This is a genomic window from Stakelama saccharophila, assembly GCF_032229225.1.
Lineage (GTDB): Bacteria > Pseudomonadota > Alphaproteobacteria > Sphingomonadales > Sphingomonadaceae > Sphingomonas > Sphingomonas saccharophila.
The window spans coordinates 188,923-209,927 of the sequence record NZ_CP135076.1 but is presented as its reverse complement, the minus strand read 5'-3'; the positions used below and the strand labels follow the sequence as shown (position 1 = coordinate 209,927).

19 protein-coding genes and 1 pseudogene are annotated in these 21,005 nt (G+C 66.8%); 9 read left to right on the top strand and 11 right to left on the bottom strand.

Annotated elements, in window-relative coordinates; translation table 11 throughout:
* Positions 1-4: 4 nt before the first annotated feature.
* From RPR59_RS00985 to RPR59_RS00975, 3 genes are all read right to left on the bottom strand, one after another.
* Positions 5-1,093 (bottom strand): CehA/McbA family metallohydrolase, encoded by a 1,089-nt coding sequence (locus RPR59_RS00985; RefSeq protein WP_313915743.1) that lies wholly within the window; start codon positions 1,091-1,093, stop codon positions 5-7.
* A 260-nt stretch (positions 1,094-1,353) separates the two neighbouring features.
* Positions 1,354-2,013, bottom strand: a complete 660-nt coding sequence (locus RPR59_RS00980) for a TetR/AcrR family transcriptional regulator (RefSeq protein ID WP_313915741.1) — start codon at positions 2,011-2,013, stop codon at positions 1,354-1,356.
* A gap of 201 nt (positions 2,014-2,214) precedes the next feature.
* Complete coding sequence (locus tag RPR59_RS00975; RefSeq protein ID WP_313915739.1) at positions 2,215-4,674, bottom strand: TonB-dependent receptor; 2,460 nt, start codon at positions 4,672-4,674, stop codon at positions 2,215-2,217.
* 695 nt (positions 4,675-5,369) lie between these two features.
* Between RPR59_RS00975 and RPR59_RS00970 the strand changes: the two genes are divergently transcribed.
* On the top strand, positions 5,370-5,723 hold the full coding sequence (locus tag RPR59_RS00970; protein ID WP_313915737.1) for a PRC-barrel domain-containing protein: 354 nt from the start codon (positions 5,370-5,372) through the stop codon (positions 5,721-5,723).
* Between the two features lie 60 nt (positions 5,724-5,783).
* Positions 5,784-6,575 carry a DUF72 domain-containing protein gene (locus RPR59_RS00965; RefSeq protein ID WP_313915736.1) on the top strand — a complete coding sequence of 264 codons (792 nt, stop codon included), beginning with the start codon at positions 5,784-5,786 and terminating at the stop codon, positions 6,573-6,575.
* Here the strand turns inward: RPR59_RS00965 and RPR59_RS00960 are convergent.
* The 6 genes from RPR59_RS00960 to hemC all read right to left on the bottom strand — a co-directional run bounded on the left by RPR59_RS00960 (position 6,570) and on the right by hemC (position 11,944).
* Positions 6,570-6,995, bottom strand: a complete 426-nt coding sequence (locus tag RPR59_RS00960) for a GNAT family N-acetyltransferase (protein ID WP_313915734.1) — start codon at positions 6,993-6,995, stop codon at positions 6,570-6,572. The genes RPR59_RS00965 and RPR59_RS00960 overlap by 6 nt on opposite strands.
* Positions 6,985-8,103: a CaiB/BaiF CoA transferase family protein gene (locus RPR59_RS00955; RefSeq protein ID WP_313915732.1), complete on the bottom strand. Its 1,119-nt coding sequence runs from the start codon at positions 8,101-8,103 to the stop codon at positions 6,985-6,987. Before RPR59_RS00955 ends, RPR59_RS00960 begins: the two co-directional genes overlap by 11 nt.
* A 103-nt stretch (positions 8,104-8,206) precedes the next feature.
* Positions 8,207-9,391 carry an acyl-CoA dehydrogenase gene (locus tag RPR59_RS00950; RefSeq protein WP_313915730.1) on the bottom strand — a complete coding sequence of 395 codons (1,185 nt, stop codon included), beginning with the start codon at positions 9,389-9,391 and terminating at the stop codon, positions 8,207-8,209.
* A 3-nt stretch (positions 9,392-9,394) separates the two neighbouring features.
* A complete protein-coding gene (locus tag RPR59_RS00945) occupies positions 9,395-10,327 on the bottom strand; it encodes a hypothetical protein (protein WP_313915728.1) in 933 nt (310 codons plus the stop codon).
* 31 nt (positions 10,328-10,358) lie between these two features.
* Positions 10,359-11,030, bottom strand: coding sequence for a uroporphyrinogen-III synthase (locus RPR59_RS00940; RefSeq protein ID WP_313915726.1), 672 nt, complete (start codon positions 11,028-11,030; stop codon positions 10,359-10,361).
* Positions 11,027-11,944: a hydroxymethylbilane synthase gene (gene hemC / locus RPR59_RS00935; RefSeq protein WP_313915724.1), complete on the bottom strand. Its 918-nt coding sequence runs from the start codon at positions 11,942-11,944 to the stop codon at positions 11,027-11,029. The genes RPR59_RS00940 and hemC overlap by 4 nt, the downstream gene beginning before the upstream one ends.
* A gap of 39 nt (positions 11,945-11,983) precedes the next feature.
* Between hemC and tsaD the strand changes: the two genes are divergently transcribed.
* From tsaD to RPR59_RS00920, 3 genes are read left to right on the top strand one after another with little or no spacing between them, the layout of a single operon-like run.
* Positions 11,984-13,018, top strand: a complete 1,035-nt coding sequence (gene tsaD, locus RPR59_RS00930; protein ID WP_313915722.1) for a tRNA (adenosine(37)-N6)-threonylcarbamoyltransferase complex transferase subunit TsaD — start codon at positions 11,984-11,986, stop codon at positions 13,016-13,018.
* A complete protein-coding gene (locus RPR59_RS00925) occupies positions 13,015-13,992 on the top strand; it encodes an NAD(P)H-dependent glycerol-3-phosphate dehydrogenase (RefSeq protein WP_313915720.1) in 978 nt (325 codons plus the stop codon). Before tsaD ends, RPR59_RS00925 begins: the two co-directional genes overlap by 4 nt.
* A complete protein-coding gene (locus tag RPR59_RS00920) occupies positions 13,989-14,522 on the top strand; it encodes a DUF1697 domain-containing protein (RefSeq protein ID WP_313915718.1) in 534 nt (177 codons plus the stop codon). The genes RPR59_RS00925 and RPR59_RS00920 overlap by 4 nt, the downstream gene beginning before the upstream one ends.
* A gap of 128 nt (positions 14,523-14,650) precedes the next feature.
* On the opposite strand, the gene RPR59_RS00915 is transcribed toward RPR59_RS00920, so the two are convergent.
* Both RPR59_RS00915 and RPR59_RS00910 read right to left on the bottom strand, forming a co-directional pair.
* On the bottom strand, positions 14,651-16,495 hold the full coding sequence (locus RPR59_RS00915; RefSeq protein ID WP_313915716.1) for an AsmA family protein: 1,845 nt from the start codon (positions 16,493-16,495) through the stop codon (positions 14,651-14,653).
* 46 nt (positions 16,496-16,541) lie between these two features.
* Positions 16,542-16,706 (bottom strand): DUF1674 domain-containing protein, encoded by a 165-nt coding sequence (locus RPR59_RS00910; protein WP_313915713.1) that lies wholly within the window; start codon positions 16,704-16,706, stop codon positions 16,542-16,544.
* A gap of 71 nt (positions 16,707-16,777) precedes the next feature.
* On the opposite strand from RPR59_RS00910, the pseudogene RPR59_RS00905 reads away from it, so the two are divergent.
* The 4 genes and pseudogenes from RPR59_RS00905 to RPR59_RS00890 form a co-directional block, all read left to right on the top strand.
* Positions 16,778-17,020 (top strand): annotated as a pseudogene (locus tag RPR59_RS00905) (protease HtpX); the annotation flags it as partial.
* Positions 17,021-17,269: 249 nt separating this feature from the next.
* The gene (locus tag RPR59_RS00900; RefSeq protein WP_432280278.1) at positions 17,270-18,517 is read left to right on the top strand and encodes an RsmB/NOP family class I SAM-dependent RNA methyltransferase; all 1,248 of its coding nucleotides are present in this window, start codon (positions 17,270-17,272) and stop codon (positions 18,515-18,517) included.
* Between the two features lie 46 nt (positions 18,518-18,563).
* Positions 18,564-19,229 carry a ribulose-phosphate 3-epimerase gene (rpe, locus tag RPR59_RS00895; RefSeq protein ID WP_313915708.1) on the top strand — a complete coding sequence of 222 codons (666 nt, stop codon included), beginning with the start codon at positions 18,564-18,566 and terminating at the stop codon, positions 19,227-19,229.
* Entirely contained in the window at positions 19,226-20,968 is a 1,743-nt protein-coding gene (locus tag RPR59_RS00890) for a heparinase II/III family protein (protein WP_313915706.1), read from the top strand. Before rpe ends, RPR59_RS00890 begins: the two co-directional genes overlap by 4 nt.
* The last annotated feature ends 37 nt before the right edge of the window (positions 20,969-21,005 follow it).

Here is a 21,005-nt window from a genome sequence, read left to right as displayed (position 1 = left end):
TTCATTATTTTGCGCCGGAAACAGAAGTGCCCGAGCCTCGGAAGGCCGGGTCGTAGTTGAAGTAGATCGGGTTGGAGAGGCCCACCATATTGCCACTCAGCGCCATGGAATTGGGCACTTCGGGATATGGGGTTTGCGGCCCTTCGACCTCCAGCCGGTAATAGGTCCGCGCGTCCGGCGCCGGCGTATCGGTGAAGCTCGCCATTTGGGTCTTCGGATCGGTGTCGAGGCTGCGGAAATCCTCTCCGTTCTTCACGACCTTCACCTTGTACACGGCGCCCCGAATGCCGCCGCCGACCAGCTTGATCTCGAACGTTACGGGCTTGCCACTCGGCTTCGCGTCATCGCCCATCATCATGTCCATCCGCCCGTCACCGTCGACATCGGCATAGAACTCGACGCGCGGATCATCGGGATTGGCGCTGACCGACACGCGGCCGTCGGTCAGTGCGTCGACGACCGCCTGCTTCGTTCGCGCGGCGGCGAACACCCAGGTCGTCGGTGTGCCGACATAGTTCGCAGTCGCCTCTATGCTGCGGGGCGTCGTCTGCGCCGGCGTGTCGGGCGCGCCATGATGCGAATCGCTGCCGCCGCGGCCGGTTATCATCCGGCCCGATTTGAGCATGTCGTCCCAGACCAGGACCGCCGACCGGTTCTTGGGCCAGACCGTCGAGTTCCATACCTCGATCGAATCGACCAGGTCGAACGAAAATCCGAAATGGTCGCTGTTCGCCGGATGGTTGGCCGACAGGTGCACCCCCAGCGCCTTCTTCACCGCCATGATCTGCCGATCGCGCGCATCGCGCACGTCGTAGAGCCTCTGATGGTCATAGGGCTTTGCAGAAAACACGTTGCCGTGGCCGCGATCGGTTGTCCATTCGGCGCCGTACAGCAGCAGCACCTTGTCCGAATGGAATTCCGGGTCGCTCCAGGTGTTATGCGCGACGTCGCCATGGACGTGATTGTCGTGATCGGTGATCGCGAGATAGTCGAAGCCGGCCTTCTCGGCGAAATGGATGATCTTCGCCTCGGGATTGTTGGTCGAATCCTTGCTGTGCCGCGAATGGAGGTGGAGGTCGCCTTTCAGCCACACGCCTTGCGTCAGGCTTGTCGCAGGTGGGAGCCTCGCGGGAATGGCGGGGCCTTGGGGCGCGGCTGACGCCTGCGAAGTGAACAACGCCGTTGCCGCCGCGGCCAACCACGCCCGCCGGCTCCACCCCGCCGTTCGCCGAATCACGCATTCCTGAACCATCGTACCCCCATTTTCCGAAAACCGCGGCCCGTATGATAGCGATTGCTATCACTTTTATGACGGTCGACGAAATTCCGGGCGGTGGCCTGTCGCCCTGCCGATCAGGAGGCAGGCGGTTCGTCCGCGGTGGTGCTGCCGGGACCCGCCGTATATTCGGGATAGTGGAACATCGCCTTCAGGACGAAATGGGCGTCTTCGAGCAACTGTGCCTCGTCGACATCCTCTTCCTTGAGCATCTCGTCGATCGAATAGGCCATCTCCACGCCCATGCGGACGCGGCGGCGCAGGAGCGGGCGCGGCACCTGGGGCAGATAGCGAAGATATATGTCCGTCAGCGCGTCGGCGACGTAATTATGCGAATAAAGCCGCAGCGGCGCCAGCGACGGAACCGCCCGCAGCGCGCGCATGATCCACATGGCGCCGGGCTGGCCGCCCGTGATGACGGCCATGGCCTGCATCAATTCCAGGATCTTGTCGGACAGCACCTCGAGTCCGCAATCGCGATACCGCTTGGCCCAAGCTTCGAACGCGGCATTCTGCCGCCCCATCATGCGCTCGGCCAGCGCCTGAACGATCGCATATTTGTCGTCGAAATAGCGGTAGAATGCCGGCGGCGTGACGTTGGCCCGCTCGCAGATCAGATTGGTCGAAATCCGCTCGATCCCCACCTCGCCGAGCAGAACGCCCGCCGCATCGAGCAGCGCCTCGAAGGTGCGCCGCGAGCGTTCCTGGCGTGGTTCGCGATAGGGTGGCGACGGCATCGGCTCTCCTGCATCGATTCTATTTTTTCCCTCCGGATGGCGGCAGTCGCCGCAGCGAAAGGGTAATGATAGCTATCGCATGATCTTCGGAGAACAAAATCAAAAGGTAAAGCTGCTGCGGGTCGGGCCGCAGCACCGCGTCATACAGGCCCGCAAAACAGCGGCCGGCGCTCCCGAACGGAACACCGGCTCGCCAAAGCCTCAGAAACGATAGGTGATCGCACCGCGGAAACTGCGCGCCGCGAGCGAACTGCCGATGAAGATCGCCTGTCCCGCCTCGCTGTTGTCGATCGTGCCGGCGCGCGGATTGCCGTTGACCAGCCCGAAGGTGTTGGTGACGTTCTCGACGATCAGGTTGAGCTGCAACCGCGGCGTGACATTGTAGCTGGCGTCGATGTCGAGCGTCCAATAGGACGGCAACCGGATGTCGTTGGCGACATCGGTGTAAAGATCGCCATTATAGTTCACGTCGGCCTGCAACCGCAGCTTGCGGTCGAACAGGTTGAAGCCCGGCGTGAGGCGGAAGATGTTCGCCGGCACGCCGTTCAGCTTGTGATGCGAATAGTCGGTGAGCACGCCGTCGCTGTTGGTGAACACGAAACTGCTGAAACGCGCATCCTGCCAGGTCCACGAGCCATGCAGGTCGAACCAGTCGACCGGCCGCCAGGTCGCCTCCAGCTCGGTGCCCCAGGTCCGCGTGTCGCCGAACACGCGGAACGGCTCCAGCGTGCCGTCGGCTTCCTCACGATAATCGTCGATCTCGTAGCTGTTGTAGATGCTGCGGAAGCCGGTGAGGTAGAAATCGAATGTCGGTCGTGAAAACTTGATGCCGCCTTCGAGGAAATTCATCGTCTGCACGACGGGATCGGCGCCGGCATTGGTGATGAAGCTCGAAATGCTCGGCAGCCGGAAGGCATCGGTGTAGCGCAGGAACAAGCCCCAATCGGGCTGGAACTGGTAATTCGCGCCCACCGTCCAGGAGGTATGATCGAACTTGCGCGAGAACGGCGTGAAGATGCCGTTGCCGACCGCCACCGAATCGTCGGCCGCCGTCGGGCTCTGGTCCAGATCGACCGTCTCACGCCCTTCGACCTGGCCGGTGGTGCGGATCTGTTCCCAGCGAATGCCCGCATCGAGGCGCAGCTTCGGCGTCAACTGCCATTCGTCGCTGGCATAGACGGCGATCGTGTCCGATTCGCCGCTCGAATTGGCGAATTCGGCGCCATATTGCGCGACTCCGTTGTCGGTAAATTGATAGATTTTGTTGCCCTCGGCATCGAGCAGATAGGCGTCGAGAACAGACGCATTGTCGGTGACGTCGGTCAGGATCGCCGCGCTGTTGACGTTGTATTCCTCGTTGACGTTGGCGAAATAGAAGCCGAGCGCGAGGTCGTGATGGCCCAGCGCGTCAAGATTGCCGGTGACACGCGTGTCGGTGATGAACTCGTCGAGCGGGACGGTATGCGACCGCGCGAGATCGACAAGCGCGAGGCCGTTGCCGTTCTGGTTGGCGTAACCGAACTCCGTCCCGGTGTTGCGATAGAACAGCCCCAGGCTCTGCCCCGCGTCCGCATTCACCGCATTACCGTATAGCGACGTCAGAAGGTCACTCGCCTTGGCGACATTATAGAGCGTCACCTCGTTGCGCCGCGTCCAGCTCGTCCGGTATCGCGCGCGTTCTTCCACCTTGAAACGGTCGGAAAGATCGTAGTTCGCGTCGAACGTGAGCTGCGTCAGGCGAACGGTGGCGTTGGTCGATGCGTCGAAACGATAGGGGCCGTCGGGCGTGAGGAAATCGAAATAGCGCGTGTCCGGGCCGGCGATCGCGTCGCGCCGATCATCGAAGCCGGGGACGCTGACCACGTCGCCATCGGCGTCGGTGGTATAGACTCCGCCGCGCCAGTTGCCGACCTTCTCGTCGATCCGCTTCACCCCGAACATGACCGAGCCGTGGTCGAAATCGCGCGAGACGTTGACGCGGAACTGACCGCCCTTGTCGAGCTTGTAGCCGACATGGTGCTGACCATCGGAAAGCCGGTAATAGCCGCCCGCCAGGAAGCGCCAGTCGCTCGATCCGATCGGGCCGCTGAGCCATCCGTCTAGGCGGTGCGAATTATAGTTGGCGCCTTCGTAGCGCAGTTCGCCTTCGACATGGTCGGTGCCGCGGCGGGTGATGAAGTTGATCGCCGCGCCCGGCGCGTTGGAATAGAAGATCGAGGATGGACCGCCGCGCACCACCTCGATCCGCTCCACCGTCTGGTCAAGGCGCAGCGACTGGTCGCCGTTCAGCCAGCCGAGGCCCGGATCGGCCTGGATCGGAATACCGTCCTCGAGCAGCGCGACGGTCTGATAGCCGTCGCTCGGAATGCCGCGCACGCGCAGGCCGTTGCTGATTTCGCCGGAGGTGCTGGTCACGTAAAAGCCGGGCACCTGTTTCAGCGCGTTGGCAAGGCCGATCGGCGCGCGCATCTGCAGATCCTGCTGGGTGATGGTCGAGATCGCATAGCTGGTGTCGACCTTCTTGCGCTCGTCATTGCCGGCACGGCCGGTGACGACGATCTCCTGCCCCTCCGATGATGTCGAATCGGTCTGGCTGTCATCCGTAGCAGCCTGCTGAGTCGATTGGGCGAAGACGGGCGCGCAATGCACCGCGCCAGCCATCGACATCGCACAAAGTGCGATACGCGAAACACGAATTGATAACATGAGCGGAGCCCCCAAGGTTGAGTTCGGGGCGCATATGGTAGCCATAAGTATCATTTTTATGACGGGTCGAGAACATGAGCGGCGGCCGCAATCGCGAAAGATTCCGCCGAACTGAATTGGCGATCGGCACAGGATGACGAGAAGTTCGGGTTCCACAGTGCATCAGTGCAGGGCGAGTTGCGGTTGTCGCCGCCGTGCCGGCAAAGTGGAGTGAATGCCGGGTTTCGAGCACGATTTCTCAAGCGGTGAATGAACGACGCGGGATCGGAACCGTCATAAATCCGCGAGGCGTGGATCGCCTATGTCGCGAATATGGCTCGGCCGTCCGATCGGCAGACAGCCCACGTCCGTAACAGCGGTCGTTCGCAGCTAGCGACGCGAACGGCGGGAAAATCTCCATGCCGGTCCCCGTCGCTTGGGGATCATGGCGGCTGATGATCCGGCCAAGGTGCACCCCTGCGACCTTGTTCGCGCGATTGCGATGGATTGCGGCCGATATGTCCTTGCCGCCTTTCAGCCGAATCGGGGCTCCTCACCCGAGCAGGACGACTCCGCGCTGGGCTGCGGCATCGCGCTTGGCGACCGATCATACCAGGTGTATAGTTTCGACCGGGGTTTTTACGCCCGCGGGTGGGGCCATGGAGGCTACCATGTCGAATATCGATGTTGACGACCACAGCCTGATTTCTTCGGCACGGGTGGAAGGCACCGCCGTCTATGACCGACGGGCGGAGAAGATCGGCACCATTCATTCGGTCATGATCGACAAGGTTTCGGGTCAGGTTCGGTTCGCGATCCTCAGCTTCGGCGGCATTTTCGGGATCGGCGCCAGGGTCTATCCGCTCCCCTGGGCGCTTCTCGACTATGATCCGAAACTGCGCGGCTATTCCCTTTCGGTGACCCGGGAGGATGTCGAAGCCGCGCCCTATATGGCGCTCGACAAGGCCGATCGCCCGCACGAAGTGCCGGAACCGGCCTATCGGCACTGGGACGAATATCTCTGAGCGCGGCTCGGGCGCGATTCCCCGGTGCGGTCCGCGTGGGAACGCGGTAAGAGGCCGGGCATGAGCAGGAAGCGAATCCGTGTCGGCATCGGCGGCTGGACCTATCCTCCCTGGCGCGGCGTCTTCTATCCGGACGACCTGGTTCAGAAGCGGGAACTGGAATATGCGTCGCGGCAGGTGACGGCGATCGAGATCAACGCGACCTATCACCGGCTGCAAAAGCCCGAAAGCTTCGCCAACTGGGCCAGGGTCGTGCCGGACGACTTCGTCTTCACGGTGAAGGCATCGCGCTACGTCACCAACCGCAAGGTGCTGGCCGAAGCAGGTGAACCGATCGAAACCTTCTGCAATCAGGGGCTGTCGGAACTCGGCGACAAGCTTGGTCCCATCCTGTGGCAGTTCATGGCGACCAAGAAATTCGACGCAGAGGATTTCGGTGCGTTTCTGGCACTGCTTCCCGAAAAGCAGGACGGGCTGAGGCTGCGTCACGCCGTCCAGGTGCGCAACGACAGCTTCCACACGCCCGAGTTCGTCGCGATGTGCCGCAAGGCCGGCGTCGCCATCGTCTATGCCGATTCGGCCGAATATCCGGCGATTGCCGACATGACCGCCGATTTCACATATGCCCGCCTGGAAAATGCCGAGGAACGCTATGTCGACGGCTATTCCCCGTCCAGGCTGGACGACTGGGCGATGGCGGCGAAATGCTGGGCGGAAGGCGGCGCGCCCGCCGGCCTTCCGACGTTCGGCGAAAAGGCTGAAACGGTGCCGCGCGACACCTTCGTGTTCATGATCAACGGGTTCAAGGAGAAGGCGCCGGCCGCCGCACAGGCGCTGCTCGCCCGGCTATAGCACCAACGCCATCCCGATCGATTCCGGCGCCGTCGGCTTGAAGCCGAACCGCGCATACAGGCGGTGGGCTTCTCCATCGGCGAACAGGCCGACATGTGCGCTTGCCGGGCCGTTGGCGCGCAGGTGCGTCATCAGCCCGGCCATGATCGCCTTGCCGAGCCCGCGGCCCTGATGCGCAGGCTCGACCGCGATATCGACGATGAAGAAGAACAGCCCGCCATCGCCGACGATACGTCCCATGCCGACCACGCCCGCATCGCAATGACGGACCACGACCGCATGCCAGGTGTTCGGTAATCCCGCCGCTCCCGCCTCGGCCGATTTCGGACTGAGCCCGGCATTCCGGCGCAAGCGGCGATAGTCGGCGACCGACGGTTGCTCGGAAGCGATCGTGTAGCCCTCCGGGAGATCATGCGTCATTGGCGGGCCTCGGCGGGCTCGGGCGGTCGGCGACCATGCGTTCGCCATCGATCACGATCGGGCTCGCCACCCCCGGCAAGCCGCCCGGCGCCACCTGCATGCCTCGCGCGACGACCTGCGGGTCGTGGAATACCTCCTCGACCGTGTTGATCGGGCCCGAGGGGATGCCCTCGGCCTCCAGCGCGGCGGCGAGATCGGCTTTCCCGAGCGGCGCGATGGCCGCTTCCAGCAGGGGGATCAGCGCAGCGCGGTTCGCGACCCGCGCCGGATTGGTGGCGAAGCGTTCATCCCCCGCGAGATCCAGGTCGAGCACCGCGCAAAGCTTGCGGAACTGCGAATCGTTACCGACGGCGATGATCAGTTCGCCATCGCTCGCCGCAAACGCCTGATAGGGCGCGAGGTTGGCATGGCCGTTGCCCATGCGGTGCGGCACCTGGCCGCCTGCCATCCAGTTGAGCGCCTGATTGGCGAGGACGGCGACCTGAGCGTCGAGCAGCGCCATGTCGATATGCGCGCCCGTACCCTCGACATCGCGCCGGCGGAGCGCCGCGAGAATCGCGGTCGCCGCATAGACGCCGGTGAAGATGTCGGCATAGGCGACGCCCGCCTTCTGCGGCGGGCCGTCCGGCTCGCCGGTCAGGGACATGATCCCGCCCATGCCCTGAATGATGAAGTCGTACCCGGCGCGGTGGGCATAGGGGCCGGTCTGGCCGAAACCGGTGATCGAGCAGGTGATGAGCCGCGGGTTGACCGCCAACAGGCTTGCATGGTCGAGCCCGTATTTCTTCAGCCCGCCGACCTTGTAGTTCTCGATCACCACATCGGCTTCGGCGACGAGATCGCGTACCGCCTGCTGACCGTGCGGCGTCGTGATGTCGATGGCGCGGCTCTGCTTCCCGCGATTGGCGGCGTGGAAATAGGCGGCGTCGAGATTCTCGCCGTTCGCGCCGTGCAGGAAGGGCGGCCCCCAGGTCCTCGTATCGTCGCCCGCACCCGGCCGCTCGATCTTGATTACCTCGGCCCCCAGATCGGCGAGCAACTGCCCGCACCATGGACCCGCCAGGATGCGTGCGAGTTCGACGACCTTGATGCCTTGGAGGGGCTTCATCACTTCTCTGCTCGCCCTTGCCCTATCGAAGGGCTGTTCTGCGGGTGCCGCAATCAAGACGGGCTGCGACAGGTTCAGCCCGGCTGGAATGGACATGGATGCACTAGAACGCCGCGATCCCGGTGATTGCGCGGCCGAGGATCAGGCCGTGGACGTCGTGGGTGCCTTCGTAGGTGTTGACCGTTTCGAGATTGATCGCGTGTCGGATGACGTGGAATTCGCCCGAGATACCGTTGCCGCCGTGCATGTCGCGCGCGACGCGGGCGATATTCAGGGCCTTGCCGCAATTGTTGCGCTTGATCAGGCTGATCGCTTCGGGGGCGAGCGTGCCCTCGTCGAACATGCGGCCGGCGCGCAATGTCGCCTGCAGGCCGAGCGCGATCTCGGTCTCCATATCGGCAAGCTTCATCTGGACGAGCTGCTTGGAGGCGAGCGGCACGCCGAACTGCTGGCGGTCGAGCGTATATTGCCGCGCGGCTGCCATGCAGAACTCGGCCGCCCCCATCGTCCCCCAGGCGATACCGTAGCGCGCGCGGTTGAGGCAGCCGAACGGCCCCTTCAGCCCCTCCACGCCTGGCAGCAGCGCATCCTCGCCGACCTCTACCTCGTCCATCACGATTTCGCCGGTGATCGACGCGCGAAGCGACAGCTTGCCCTCGATCCTGGGCGCCGACAGGCCCTTCATGCCTTTTTCGAGCACGAAGCCCTTGATCCTGCCGCCATGCGCGTCCGATTTCGCCCAGACGATGAAGACATCGGCGATCGGCGAATTGGTGATCCACATCTTCGACCCCGACAGCGAATAGCCGCCGTCGGTTTTTTTCGCGCGCGTCTTCATGCCGCCGGGGTCGGAGCCGGCATCGGGCTCGGTCAGCCCGAAACAGCCGACCCATTCGCCGGTCGCCAGCCTGGGCAGATACTTTCTCTTCTGCTCCTCGGTGCCGTAGGCATGGATCGGGTGCATGACAAGGCTCGACTGGACGCTCATCGCGCTGCGATAGCCCGAATCGACCGCTTCGACCTCGCGCGCGATCAGGCCGTAGCTGACATAGCCCAGCCCCGCGCCGCCATATTCGGGCGCGATCGTCGCGCCGAGCAGGCCCAGCTCGCCCATTTCCGACAGGATCGCGCGGTCGAAATGCTCGTCGAGATAGGCTTTCTCCACACGCGGCAGCAGCCTGGAGCGCGCATAGCCGTGCGCGGTGTCGCGCACCATGCGCTCCTCGTCGGTCAGTTGCGCGTCGAGCGCGAAAGGATCCTGCCAGTCGAACCGGCCCATGCCTGCCATAAATTACGTTCCTTGTTTCGGCGCCGCGGTCGCGGGTGGCGATGGCGGCTCCTGTGTTCCGCTGTCCGTCGAAGGCGTCGCCGGCAAGGTCGGCCTGGCCGGGGCGATCGCCGCGGGCTGATTGCTGCGTCCCTGGATCGCGGCCGTCTCGATCACGTCGAGCGCGTCCCTGGCGTTGATATAGCGCCGCGCCATGCGCAGCCAGCCCTTCGCCTGGTCGGCGCCCGGAAGGCGGGCCACCTCCGCGACGGCGCCTTGCACATTGCCGGCGTCGAGCATGCGCTTCGCCCGGCGCAGCCTGGCGTTCGGGCGGGGGCTGGGTACATTCTGCTGCCGAACGACGACGAGGTTTGCCAGTTCACGTTGGAATGCGTCCCACAGGCCGCCGTCGCCGCCGCTCAGCAGGTCCGGGCCGACGCGGTCGAGTTCCATGCGCAGATTTTCGAGCGTCACCGGCTGGCTGGCTGCGGTAACGACGGTCGCCACCGCCTTGGGTTCGGTCCGGCCGAATCGCCCGCGCAACTGCTCTTCGATATATCCCAGCGCCAGCCCCCGATCGAGCGCGCGGCGCGCCGCGAAGGCAACCATCAGCCCCTCGGCACGGTTGGCGAAGCCGGATGCGACGCGGCTGCTGGTGTCGATCGTGGCGAGCCGTTCCTCCAGACCGGCGATCCGGCTGGACAGCGCATCCTCCCGCTCCGCCAGCCGGCCGAGCGCCGGTTCCGGCTGTTGCGCGCGCGCATCCGCCGCGACGGATTTCGTGCTGCCCTGCACCGAACGCGGTGCCGTCGCGCGCCAATAGCGGTCATATGCGAGCCAGCCCGCCGCCACGATCGCCGCGCCGACGAGAAAGGCCGCCAGGCAGACGATCAGCAACGTCCTGAAGGTCACGGTCCGCTGCTGGCCGGTGCGGAAGGCCGCATTGTCGCTGGTCATGGCGCCCTTATCCCCGTGCGCGGCGATCCGGTCAATCGGCGAGGCGGTGCACGGCGGCGACGAGATCGGCATCGGTCGGGCGCCGTGCGACCGCGACGGTGCGCCACCCGCCACCGGCTGCGGCGCCGGCGGCATCGCTGATGGCGGCGATCGCCACTCGGTCGCGCGCAAGACGGTATGCATCGACCAGTGCGGCGAGCCGCTCCGCCGCGCGCGGTGAATGCACCAGCGCGACCTGGCCGGCCAGCGCATCGATCGCCGGGGCAGGCACGTCGACCGGGTCGGACGCATAGCATATGGCGACCGTCGAGATCGGTCCGTTCACGGTCAGGCCGTGCTCGCGCCCGGCGAGATGTAGCGCCCGGCGGACGCCGCGCGCCTCGGCCGCGGCGACCAGCGCCTCCTTGCCCGTCCGCCCGACATGCGCGATCCAGAATCCGGCCATGGATGCGGCCTCGGCGGTTCGCATACCGACGGCATAGACGGGAAGCGTTCGCAGCGTCGCCAGCCCCTCGCCCCCAAAGCGCACCGCGTTGGCGCTTGTCAGGATCAACGCGTCGTGGTCCGCGGCGCGCGCCTTCCAGGGCAAGGCATGGACTGCGAACAGGGGCAGGGCGCGCCCCGCCAGACCCTCGCGCGCCAGACGCGCCATGGTCGCGGCATTGCCGGGTTCCGGCCGAAGGACGACAACGGTGCGGCTCATCGCCCGGTGAACAGCCGCGCGATCGCATGCGGCGCGGCGGCGAGCAGATCGCTGGCAAGGCGCTTCGGCATGGCCGGATCGCCGATGGCGCCGGTCGCGCGATCGGCGACTTTCGCGCTGCCGTCGAGCGCCAGAAGCTCGGCCGACAGCGTCAGAAGGTCCCCTGTGATCGTTGCGAGTGCCGCCACCGGCGAGTGGCAATCCGCGCCCAGTGCCGCCAAGAGCGCCCGCTCGCAACGCACACAGGCGCTGGTGTCCGGATCGTCGATCGCGGCGAGCCACTTGCGCGCACGGGAATCGTCTTCGCGGGTTTCGATGCCGATTGCGCCCTGAGCCGGTGCGGGCAGCATCGATTCCACCGGAATCGGCGTTCCGACGTCGTGCCGTCCCAGGCGCGCCAGCCCTGCGGACGCGAGCAGGGTGGCGTCCGCTTCGCCGGCTTTCAGCTTGGCAAGGCGGGTGTCGACATTGCCGCGGAACAGCGTGATCGAAAGGTCCGGGCGGCGATGCTTCAACTGCGCCGCCCGTCGCGGCGAACTGGTGCCGACGACCGCACCGGCACGCAGTGCCTCGATCGAGGTTGCGCCGATGATCCGGTCGCGAACATCGGCGCGCGGCAGCATCGCCGCGATGACGATCTCGGCGGGGCGAAGCGTCTCCACGTCCTTCATCGAATGCACCGCGCAGTCGATTGCGTTCTCGCTCAGCGCGCGGTCCAGTTCCTTGGTCCACAACGCCTTGCCGCCGATTTCCGCAAGGGCGCGATCCTGAACGCGGTCGCCGGTCGTGCGAACGGTGACGATCTCCACCGTTTCCCGGTCCCAGCCATGCGCTGCGATCAGGGCATCGCGCACCATGTTCGCCTGGGTGAGCGCAAGCGGCGATCCGCGGGTTCCGATGCGAAAGCGTGGCATGCGCCTTGTGCTAGCGGCCATGCGGGTTAGAGGAAAGCCATGGCGCTGATACTGGGTCTGGAATCGAGCTGCGACGAAACCGCCGCCGCGCTGATCACGAGCGACCGCGACGTCCTGTCGCACAAGCTGGCGGGGCAGGAGGCGGCGCATGCGCCTTATGGCGGCGTCGTGCCGGAGATCGCGGCGCGCGCGCATGTCGAGATCCTCGGTCCGCTGATCGAGGCGGCGTTTGCTGAATCCGGCAAGACGCTCGCCGATGTCGATGCCATCGCCGCAACCGCCGGTCCGGGGCTGATCGGCGGCGTGATGGTGGGGCTGGTGACGGCAAAGGCGCTCGCGCTCGCCTCGGCCAAGCCGCTCGTGGCGGTCAATCACCTGGAGGGCCATGCGCTCAGCCCGCGGCTTGCCGATGCCAGCCTGGAATTTCCCTATCTTCTGCTGCTCGTATCGGGCGGGCATTGCCAATTGCTGCTCGTGGAGGGCGTCGGCCGCTATCGCCGGCTTGCCACGACGATAGACGATGCTGCGGGCGAGGCGTTCGACAAGACGGCGAAGCTGCTCGGCCTGGGCTTTCCCGGTGGACCCGCGGTGGAGCGCGCAGCGGCGAAGGGCGATCCGCAATCGGTGAAGCTGCCGCGCCCGCTGCTCGGCTCGCGCGAACCGCATTTCTCCTTTGCCGGCTTGAAGAGCGCGGTGCTGAGGGCGCGCGATGCCGGCACCCATAGCGCGCAGGACATCGCCGCTTCGTTCCAGCAGGCGGTCGTCGATTGCCTGACCGACCGCACGCGGGGCGCGCTGGAACAGGCGGCGGAAGCCACGGCGCTGGTCGTGGCGGGCGGCGTGGCGGCCAATCAGGCGGTGCGCGGCAATCTGGAGGCGCTGGCCGCCGAAGCCGGCCTGCGCTTCGTCGCGCCGCCATTATGGCTGTGCACCGACAATGCCGCGATGATCGGCTGGGCCGGGGCCGAGCGATACGCCGCGGGGCTGACCGATCCGCTCGACATTGCGGCGCGGGCACGCTGGCCCCTTGACGCCAATGCCGAAAAAGTTCGCGGCGCGGGAGTGAAAGCATGAGAATCGGAGTTATCGGTGCGGGTGCCTGGGGCACGGCGCTCGCACAGGTCGCGGCGAAGGACGATATGCCCGTCACGCTGTGGGCGCGCGAGCCGGAGGTGGTCGCCGCGATCAATGAGAAGCAGGAGAATACCGCCTTCCTGCCGGAGGTGAAGTTGTCCCCCGGCATCCGCGCCACGGGTCGGCTCGGCGAATTGGCCGGCATGGATGCGTTGCTTGTCGTAGTGCCGGCACAGCATGTTCGCGCCGTCCTTGCCGAGACGCCGGTCGGCACCACGCCGATGGTGCTGTGCGCCAAGGGGATCGAGGCGCGCACCCATCTGCTGGTCGGCGAGGTAGCGGCCGAGGTGCATCCCCACGCCCCGCTTGCCGTGCTGTCCGGTCCCACCTTCGCCAAGGAGGTGGCGTCCGGCCTGCCGACCGCGGTGACGCTCGCCTGCGAGGATGCGGCCTTGCGCAGCGCGCTGGCCGAACGGCTCGCGAGCAAGACTTTCCGTCCATATGGTGCAAGCGACGTGATCGGCGCGGAAATCGGTGGCGCGGTGAAGAATGTGCTGGCGATCGCGTGCGGCGTGGTCGACGGGGCGGGGCTGGGGCAGAATGCGCGCGCCGCGCTCATCGCCCGCGGCTTTGCGGAAATGACGCGCTTCGGCATGGCACGCGGCGCGCAGCCCGAAACGCTTTCCGGCCTTTCCGGGCTCGGCGACCTCGTGCTCACCTGCTCCTCGACCCAGTCGCGCAATTTCTCGCTTGGTGTGGGCCTGGGGCAGGGGCGGCCGGCCGGCGCGCTGCTGTCCGATCGCCGGACCGTGGCGGAGGGAGCATTCACCGCGCCGGTGCTGCGCGAATCCGCAGAGGTGCAGGGCATCGACATGCCGGTGACGAAGGCGGTGTGCGACTTGCTGGAAGGCGCCGATGTGCTTCGGGTGATCGACGACCTGCTGGCGCGACCGCTCAAGAAAGAGCGGGTATGATGCGCTGGGCTGCGCTGCTGCGCGGCGTCAATGTCGGCGGCAATCGCAAGCTGCCCATGGCCGATCTGCGCAGCTTTGCGGAAGGGTTGGGCCTTGCCGACGCCAGGACGTTGCTCGCCTCGGGCAATCTCGTTTTCTCCACCGATGAACGCGAGGCGGGCGCGCTGGAAACGAGGCTGGAGGCGGAGGCGAGGTCCGCCCTCGGCCTCGACACGGATTTCCTGTTGCGCAACGCGGCCGATCTCGACGCCGTGATCGCCGCCAACCCGTTTCCCGAGGCGGCGCAGGCCAGGCCGAACCATCTGCTCGTCCTGTTCCACCGTGATCCCGTCCCACCGGAACCGATGCAGACGCTGCGCCACGATGGTCCCGAGCGGCTGGCGGCGGTCGGGCGCGAACTGTTCATCGACTATCCCGAAGGCATCGGTCGATCGACCCTGACGCCGGCCATGGCGAAGGCGAAGTTTCCGCGCTGCGCCACTGCCCGCAACTGGAACACGGTATTGAAACTGCGAGCGCTGCTCGCCTAGAAGCGTCTCGGTCGGGTGGCTCACCCTCCCGCGTGCTCCTGCGAAGGCAGGAGCCCAGAGCTTCAAACGTGGCGCGTGCGGCCCTGGGTTCTTGCCTCCGCAGGAACACGACCCATCGTGCCAGGGTCCTAGCTGCCCAGCACCTGTGCCTTCAGCGCGTCGCAATCGATGTTCGACGCCAGCGGCCGCTGGTCGCCGGTGATCGCGTCGCCGATCATGCCGAGGACGCCACCGACGCTCTTCACGTCCTTGGGCGCATGCGCTTGCGGCGCCTTGATGGTGCCGGTCACGGGAATCGGTTTCTTGGTGCGCAGGATGCTGTCTTCCTTCGGCGCGCCGTAAAGTGCGGCACGGATCTGCTCGTCCTTCAGGCTGATCCGCCCGATCGCCCGCGTCTGCGACCGCGAGGTATCGATCAGCAACGGATCGAACGTGCCGATGCCGTTCTTCACGCTCAGCCGCAGCCCGAGGCAGCGCAGCGCCGCACGCTTCTCGTCACCGGTGAAGACGCCGCGCCCGACATCGAGGCCGATGAACGAGGCGAGCTTCGCCGGCAGCACGCCCCGGCTGGCGAACAGCGCGACGCTGCCGTCCGCCTGCGCCAGCGCCTTGCGGATCGTCGCGCCGGCACCGTTGAGCTTCGCACGGCCGGCCAGCGGCGCGTCGAAATCGCCGCCGCCGCCGAACGTGGCGATACTGCTGTTGCTGAGCGTGAAGTCGAGCGTGAGGCGCGGCGTGTCGCGGCCGCGCTGGTCGACGGTGACGGGGCCGCTCATCGTTCCCTTCACAAGGTTCGCGACCAGCGGGTCGATGGTCAGTCGGGAATGGTCGAGCGCCAGCGTGCCGCTGAGCGCGGTAACGGCGTCGCCACCGGCCGCCGTCAGCCGCTGCACGCGAACATCGAGCGTGCCGTCGAGATTGTCGACCGAACGCAGGTCGATCGGCGTATCCGGCAGCAATCGAGGTCCGATCCGCGCGCGTTCCGCCGCCTTTTGCCGTTTACCGGCATCCGATTCGAGGTCGCCGAAATCGAGCAATGCGAAGTCGAGCGCCCCTTCCAGTCGCGTCCGCTCGCCGCTCTTGTCGACGCTGGCATGCCCCTCGTGGAGGTTCGACCCGCCGATCGTCCCGGAAAGACCCCGGATGTTCCACAGATCGCCCTTGCGCGAGACGCGGGCGTGAAGCTTCACCGGCTGCGTGCCGAACAATCCCGCCTCGATCAGCGCGTCGGTCAGGCGCAGATCGGCGGCATGCGTGCCGATCGTCATTTCAAGGTGCCGATTGTCGAGCGGGTGCGCCATTTCTCCCGCTACGGTCATGCCGACGGCGTCGCCGCGAATTTCCCCCTTGAACGGCCAGCGGCCGCGATCGGTGATCGGGGGGCCGGCAAAGCGGATCGTCACCGGATTGCCGTGGACCGCGCCCTTGCCTGTCAGACGCAAGCCGTCTGTCCCGGCGCGCACGGTGAGCATGGCCGAGCGATCCTGCTTTTCGTCTCGGTACGTGATCTGCGAATCGGTGACGGCCAGGCGGTCGAGCGCCATGCTGCCGCCGGCGCCGCCATCGGAATTTCCGTGTGACCAGTTCTTGCGTCCCCCGGCGCTGCGAACGAGGGCGAGCTTTGCGCCGCGGACGTCGAGCGCGTCCGGTCGGAAACGGCCGATCAGGACGGGAAGGGCGGGAAAGCCGATATCGGCCGATCGTAGCTGCAGCAGCTTTCCGCCGCCTGCCCATTGCGGCTGGTCGATCGTGACGTTCAGCAGTCGGACGGTCGGATGAAGCCCGAACCAGCCGACGCGCTCCATCGCGCCGATATGCACGGGTGCGCCGTAGCGATCGGATAGTCCGTCCTCGGCAAGGGACCGGAACGCGCCCCAGGGCATGGCGGCGAGCGCCAGCGGGAGGACCGCAATCAGGACGAGGATGCCGATCGCGCCGCGGCGCACCAGCCGGGGTTGCGGCGCGGTGATCACGGGCCAAGGACGCGCAAGGCGCCCCGATCGTTCCGGCGCCTGATCCTCAGAAGTCGATGGCGATGCCCTTCAACTCCCAATCGCCGTACCGGGTGGGATTGCGGCCCATAGGGTCCTTCGCGCGCTCCTTCGGCTGCGGATCGGGTTCGGGCACCGGCGGGCTCTCGGAAAGGTGTTCCGGCGGTTTGACATGTGGCGGGCGGCGTTCCATCGCGGGTGTTCCGATGCAATTGATCCGGGGATTGGCCTTCCCCACATTGGCGGCGAAAGGACCCGCTTCAAGTGAATACGCTCAAGACCGGCATGCTGCTTGCGGTGCTGACCGCGCTGTTCATGTCGCTCGGCCTCATCATCGGCGGCCGCGGCGGCATGATCATCGCGCTTCTGATCGCGGTGGGGATGAATGTCTTCACCTATTGGAACGCCGACAAGATCGTCCTCAGAATGCACCGCGCTCGCGAGGTCGATGCCGACAGCGCGCCCGAATTCTACGGCCTCGTCGGCGACCTGGCCGGTCGCGGCGACAGCATGTTCTCGACCCACCCCGATACGCAGAACCGCATCGCCGCGCTGGAGGCGATGGCGGCCGAGATGGGCGTGCCGGCGGCGGCACAGCGGGTCTCACCGCCGACATCGCGATGGCCGGTGAAGCCGGAAGCCGCGACACCATGCGCGACTACCGCCGTCCCGGTGTCGCGCCGCCGGGCGAGCGCCCTCGATCCGCTGAAGCGCGCCTGATCCTTGGCGCGGACACGAACTCCCGACGCCCCCGGCGTGCCCGCACGTCGTGCCGCGCTGCGCCTGCTTGACGCCGTGCTGCGCCGCGGGCTCGCGCTCGAAGCCGCGCTCGATCAGGCTGCCGCCGGCCTTGCCAAGCGAGAGGACCGGGCGCTCGCCCATGCCATCGCGGCCGAGACGCTGCGCCGGCTCGGCGATCTCGACGCGCTGATCGATTCCGCCACCGCCCGGCCGCTGCCCGATGATGCCAAGGCGCGCTTCGTCCTGCGGATCGCACTGGTACAGGCGCTGGCGCTGGGCGTGGCGCAGCATGCCGCGATCGCCACCGCGTTGCCGCTGGTCGACGGCGGCCCCCGCAAGCTGGTGCACGGCGTGTTCGGCACGCTGATGCGCAACCAGGCGACGCTGCCGGACGTCCCGCAACTGCCGCGTCGCGTGGTCGAGCGGTGGCGAGAAGCCTGGGGTGACACCGTGCTCGACGCCGCGGCGCTTGCCATTGCGAGCCCGCCGCCGCTCGATCTTTCGCTGCGCGATCCGGCCGAAACGGAGCGATGGGCGACGGCATTGGGCGGTGCCAGCCTCATGCCCGGCCATGTCCGGCTCGACGACCGCATGGCCCTGGCGGACCGTCCCGGTTTCGCGGAGGGCGCCTGGTGGGTGCAGGACCTCGCCGCCTCGCTGCCGGCGCGACTTGCGGGAAAGGGACCGGGTCGCGCGCTCGATCTGTGCGCGGCACCGGGTGGCAAGACGCTGCAACTCGCGGCCGCCGGCTGGCAGGTCACAGCGCTCGACAATTCGGAAAGTCGTCTCGCGCGACTTCGCGAGAATTGCGAACGGGTCGCGCTGGACGCGGAAATCGTCGCGGCGGACGTGCTGCAATGGCAGCCCGACGGTCCCGCCGACCTGGTCCTGCTCGATGCGCCGTGCAGCGCCACCGGCATCTTCCGCCGCCACCCGGATGTGCTCCACCGCGTCCGTCCGGTCCTGATCGAGGAAATGGCCGAGCGTCAGGCGAAGATGCTTGCAAGGGCCGCCGACTGGGTGCGACCTGGCGGGACGCTCATCTACGCGACCTGTTCGCTCGAACCGCGCGAAGGTGAGGACCGGCTCGCCCATTTTCTGGATCGGCGCCGCGACTTCGCCCTCGCACCGGTGCGCGCCGACGAGCTTCCGCCGGGTGTGATGCCGCACGAACGGGGTTGGGTCCGGACCCTGCCGGCCATACTCGCGGACAAGGGGCGCCTCGACGGATTCTTCATCGCACGGCTGGTACGCGCCGCCTGAACGCTATCTGCTTGCGGGCGATTCGCGGGATGCTACATGGGGATGCATGCAGCAGTCCGTCCGCATCGCGCCGTCCATCCTGTCCGCCGATTTCGCACGCCTGGGCGAGGAGGTGCGCGCGATCGACAAAGCCGGTGCCGACTGGATCCATGTCGATGTGATGGACGGGCATTTCGTGCCCAACATCTCGATCGGCCCGGCGGTGGTAAAGGCGATCCGCCCGCACACGACCAAGCCCTTCGACGTGCATCTGATGATCGCGCCGGTCGATCCCTATATCGACGCATTCGCCGACGCGGGTGCGGATACGATCACCGTCCACCCCGAGGCCGGACCGCATATCCACCGCACGCTTCAGCGCATCCGCGCGCTCGGCAAGCGGTCCGGCGTCGTCCTGAACCCCGGCACGCCGGATTCGATGCTCGATTATCTGATCGATGATGTCGACCTCGTCCTCGTGATGAGCGTCAATCCCGGTTTCGGCGGCCAGCGCTTCATCGACGGCCAGCTTCGCAAGATCGAGGCGATCCGAAAACGCATCGACGCAACGGGACATGCCATCGACCTGCAGGTGGACGGCGGAATCGATCGTGAAACCGCGCCCCGCGCCATAGCCGCCGGCGCCGATGCGCTGGTCGCCGGCACCGCGACCTTCAAGGGCGGGCCGCAGGCTTATGCCGACAATATCCGGGCACTCAGGGGCGCGACATGAACGAGCCGAGCCGGATCGAGCACGAGCACGACCCCGATGGCGTCGACGAGGGCAAGCGGCTCGTCCGCGTCGGCGGCGACAAGGGCCTGTCGCTGGCCGAGCGTCTCTCCGAGCGTTGGCAGCGGCTCGCCTGGCGCAGCCCGATCCACAAGCTGCGCCTGCGCGGCCGCCATCCGCTGAAGCTGATCGCGGTCGTTGACGATCCGTTCCTCGGCGACATCGCGCGCGGCAGGGCGCTGCTCGACGGAATGCTCAGCTTTCGCGGCGAAACCCGAAACATCGCCGGACTCGGGCTCGACAGGCCGGGCTTTTCGCGCACTTTCGCCGAATATCTGCACAGCTTCGCATGGTTGCGCGACCTTTCCTCGGTGACGACGCGTGCGCAGGCGGTGCCGATCGCGGAAGCGATCATGCGGCAATGGATCGCTGCCCATGCCGAGCACGTGGCCGAACCGGCCTGGCGCCCCGACCTTACGGGCAGGCGCATTCTCTTCTGGTGCGCACATGCGCCGCTGATCCTGTCGAGCAGCGATCTCGTCTATCGCTCCGACGTGCTCAACGCCTTCGCCCGCGGCGCGCGGCATGTCGATCGGACCGCCGACAAGGCGGGACCCGGCGCGCCGCGGATCGCCGCCTGGGCCGGCGTGGTGGCGGCCGGCCTGATGCTTCCCGGCGGCGATCCGCGGCGGTCCTTCGGCGAAGCCGGGCTGCACCGCGCGATCGATGCGTCGATCTTCGCCGATGGCGGGACCGCCGGGCGTTCGCCCGAACGCCAGCTCGATGTCGTTCGCCTGCTCGCCATGGTGTGCCAGACCTATGCCGCGCGCCGGCTCGAGCCGCCCGAGTTCGTATCCGATGCGCTCGTGCGGGCGGTTGGTGCACTCCGCGGTGCCTGTCTGGGCGACCGCGGCCTGTCGAGCTGGCAGGGCGGCGGCCCCGTCACCGGCGATACGATCGAGCAGGTGATCGAGGCGACCGGCATTCGCACCCGCCCGCTCAAACAGGCGCGCGACTGGGGCTATCAGCGGCTGTCGGCCGGCAAGACAACCCTGCTGGTGGATGCCGCCCCGCCGCCGGTGGCGCGGCTGGTCGAAGGCGGATGTGCCTCGACGCTCGCCTTCGAGATGTCGGATGGTGCGCACCGGCTGATCGTCAATTGCGGCGGGGCACGCGCCGTTCATGCCGCCGTGCCGGAGCAACTGGCCGAGGGGCTGCGCACGACCGCGGCGCATTCCACGCTGGTGCTCGCCGACAGCAACTCCACCGCCATTCATGCCGATGGCACGCTCGGCCGCGGCGTGGCGGAGGTGGAGGTCAGCCGTCAGGAAAGCGACACCGCCATGCGGCTGGAGGCGAGTCATGACGGCTATGTCCGGCGCTACGGCTTTGTCCATCGCCGTCATATCGCGGTTACGCCCGACGGCCTGGACGTGCGCGGCGAGGACTCGCTGGTACCGGCGGGCAAGCGGCACAAGGCGGGCGACACGCCGTTTGCCATCCGCTTTCACCTTGGCGCCGAGGTGGAGGTGTCGCCCACCGCCGACGGCCATGCGGCCTTTCTCCGGCTGCCGGGCGGAGCGGTCTGGCAATTCCGGGCCAAGGGCGCGGCGCTGACCGTCGAGGACAGCCTGTGGGTCGATGCTGACGGCCGCCCGCGGCCGAGCGAACAGATCGTTCTGTCGGGCGAAACGAGCGCGGGAGGGGTGAGCGTCAGTTGGGTGCTGCGCCGCGCGCGATAGGGGTTGCACGCGCGCCTGCTTTGCGAAAGAGAACGCG

Coding starts and splice junctions, on each gene's coding strand:
- RPR59_RS00960 (WP_313915734.1), bottom strand. CDS start 6,995: ATGACGCATGATCTCCCGGAGGGCTACACGATCGCTTCCGAGCAACCG.
- RPR59_RS00980 (WP_313915741.1), bottom strand. CDS start 2,013: ATGCCGTCGCCACCCTATCGCGAACCACGCCAGGAACGCTCGCGGCGC.
- hemC (WP_313915724.1), bottom strand. CDS start 11,944: ATGCCACGCTTTCGCATCGGAACCCGCGGATCGCCGCTTGCGCTCACC.
- RPR59_RS00975 (WP_313915739.1), bottom strand. CDS start 4,674: ATGGCTGGCGCGGTGCATTGCGCGCCCGTCTTCGCCCAATCGACTCAG.
- tsaD (WP_313915722.1), top strand. CDS start 11,984: ATGGCGCTGATACTGGGTCTGGAATCGAGCTGCGACGAAACCGCCGCC.
- RPR59_RS00955 (WP_313915732.1), bottom strand. CDS start 8,103: ATGAAGCCCCTCCAAGGCATCAAGGTCGTCGAACTCGCACGCATCCTG.
- RPR59_RS00925 (WP_313915720.1), top strand. CDS start 13,015: ATGAGAATCGGAGTTATCGGTGCGGGTGCCTGGGGCACGGCGCTCGCA.
- RPR59_RS00945 (WP_313915728.1), bottom strand. CDS start 10,327: ATGACCAGCGACAATGCGGCCTTCCGCACCGGCCAGCAGCGGACCGTG.
- RPR59_RS00890 (WP_313915706.1), top strand. CDS start 19,226: ATGAACGAGCCGAGCCGGATCGAGCACGAGCACGACCCCGATGGCGTC.
- RPR59_RS00940 (WP_313915726.1), bottom strand. CDS start 11,030: ATGAGCCGCACCGTTGTCGTCCTTCGGCCGGAACCCGGCAATGCCGCG.
- RPR59_RS00920 (WP_313915718.1), top strand. CDS start 13,989: ATGATGCGCTGGGCTGCGCTGCTGCGCGGCGTCAATGTCGGCGGCAAT.
- RPR59_RS00965 (WP_313915736.1), top strand. CDS start 5,784: ATGAGCAGGAAGCGAATCCGTGTCGGCATCGGCGGCTGGACCTATCCT.
- RPR59_RS00950 (WP_313915730.1), bottom strand. CDS start 9,391: ATGGCAGGCATGGGCCGGTTCGACTGGCAGGATCCTTTCGCGCTCGAC.
- RPR59_RS00970 (WP_313915737.1), top strand. CDS start 5,370: ATGTCGAATATCGATGTTGACGACCACAGCCTGATTTCTTCGGCACGG.
- rpe (WP_313915708.1), top strand. CDS start 18,564: ATGCAGCAGTCCGTCCGCATCGCGCCGTCCATCCTGTCCGCCGATTTC.
- RPR59_RS00910 (WP_313915713.1), bottom strand. CDS start 16,706: ATGGAACGCCGCCCGCCACATGTCAAACCGCCGGAACACCTTTCCGAG.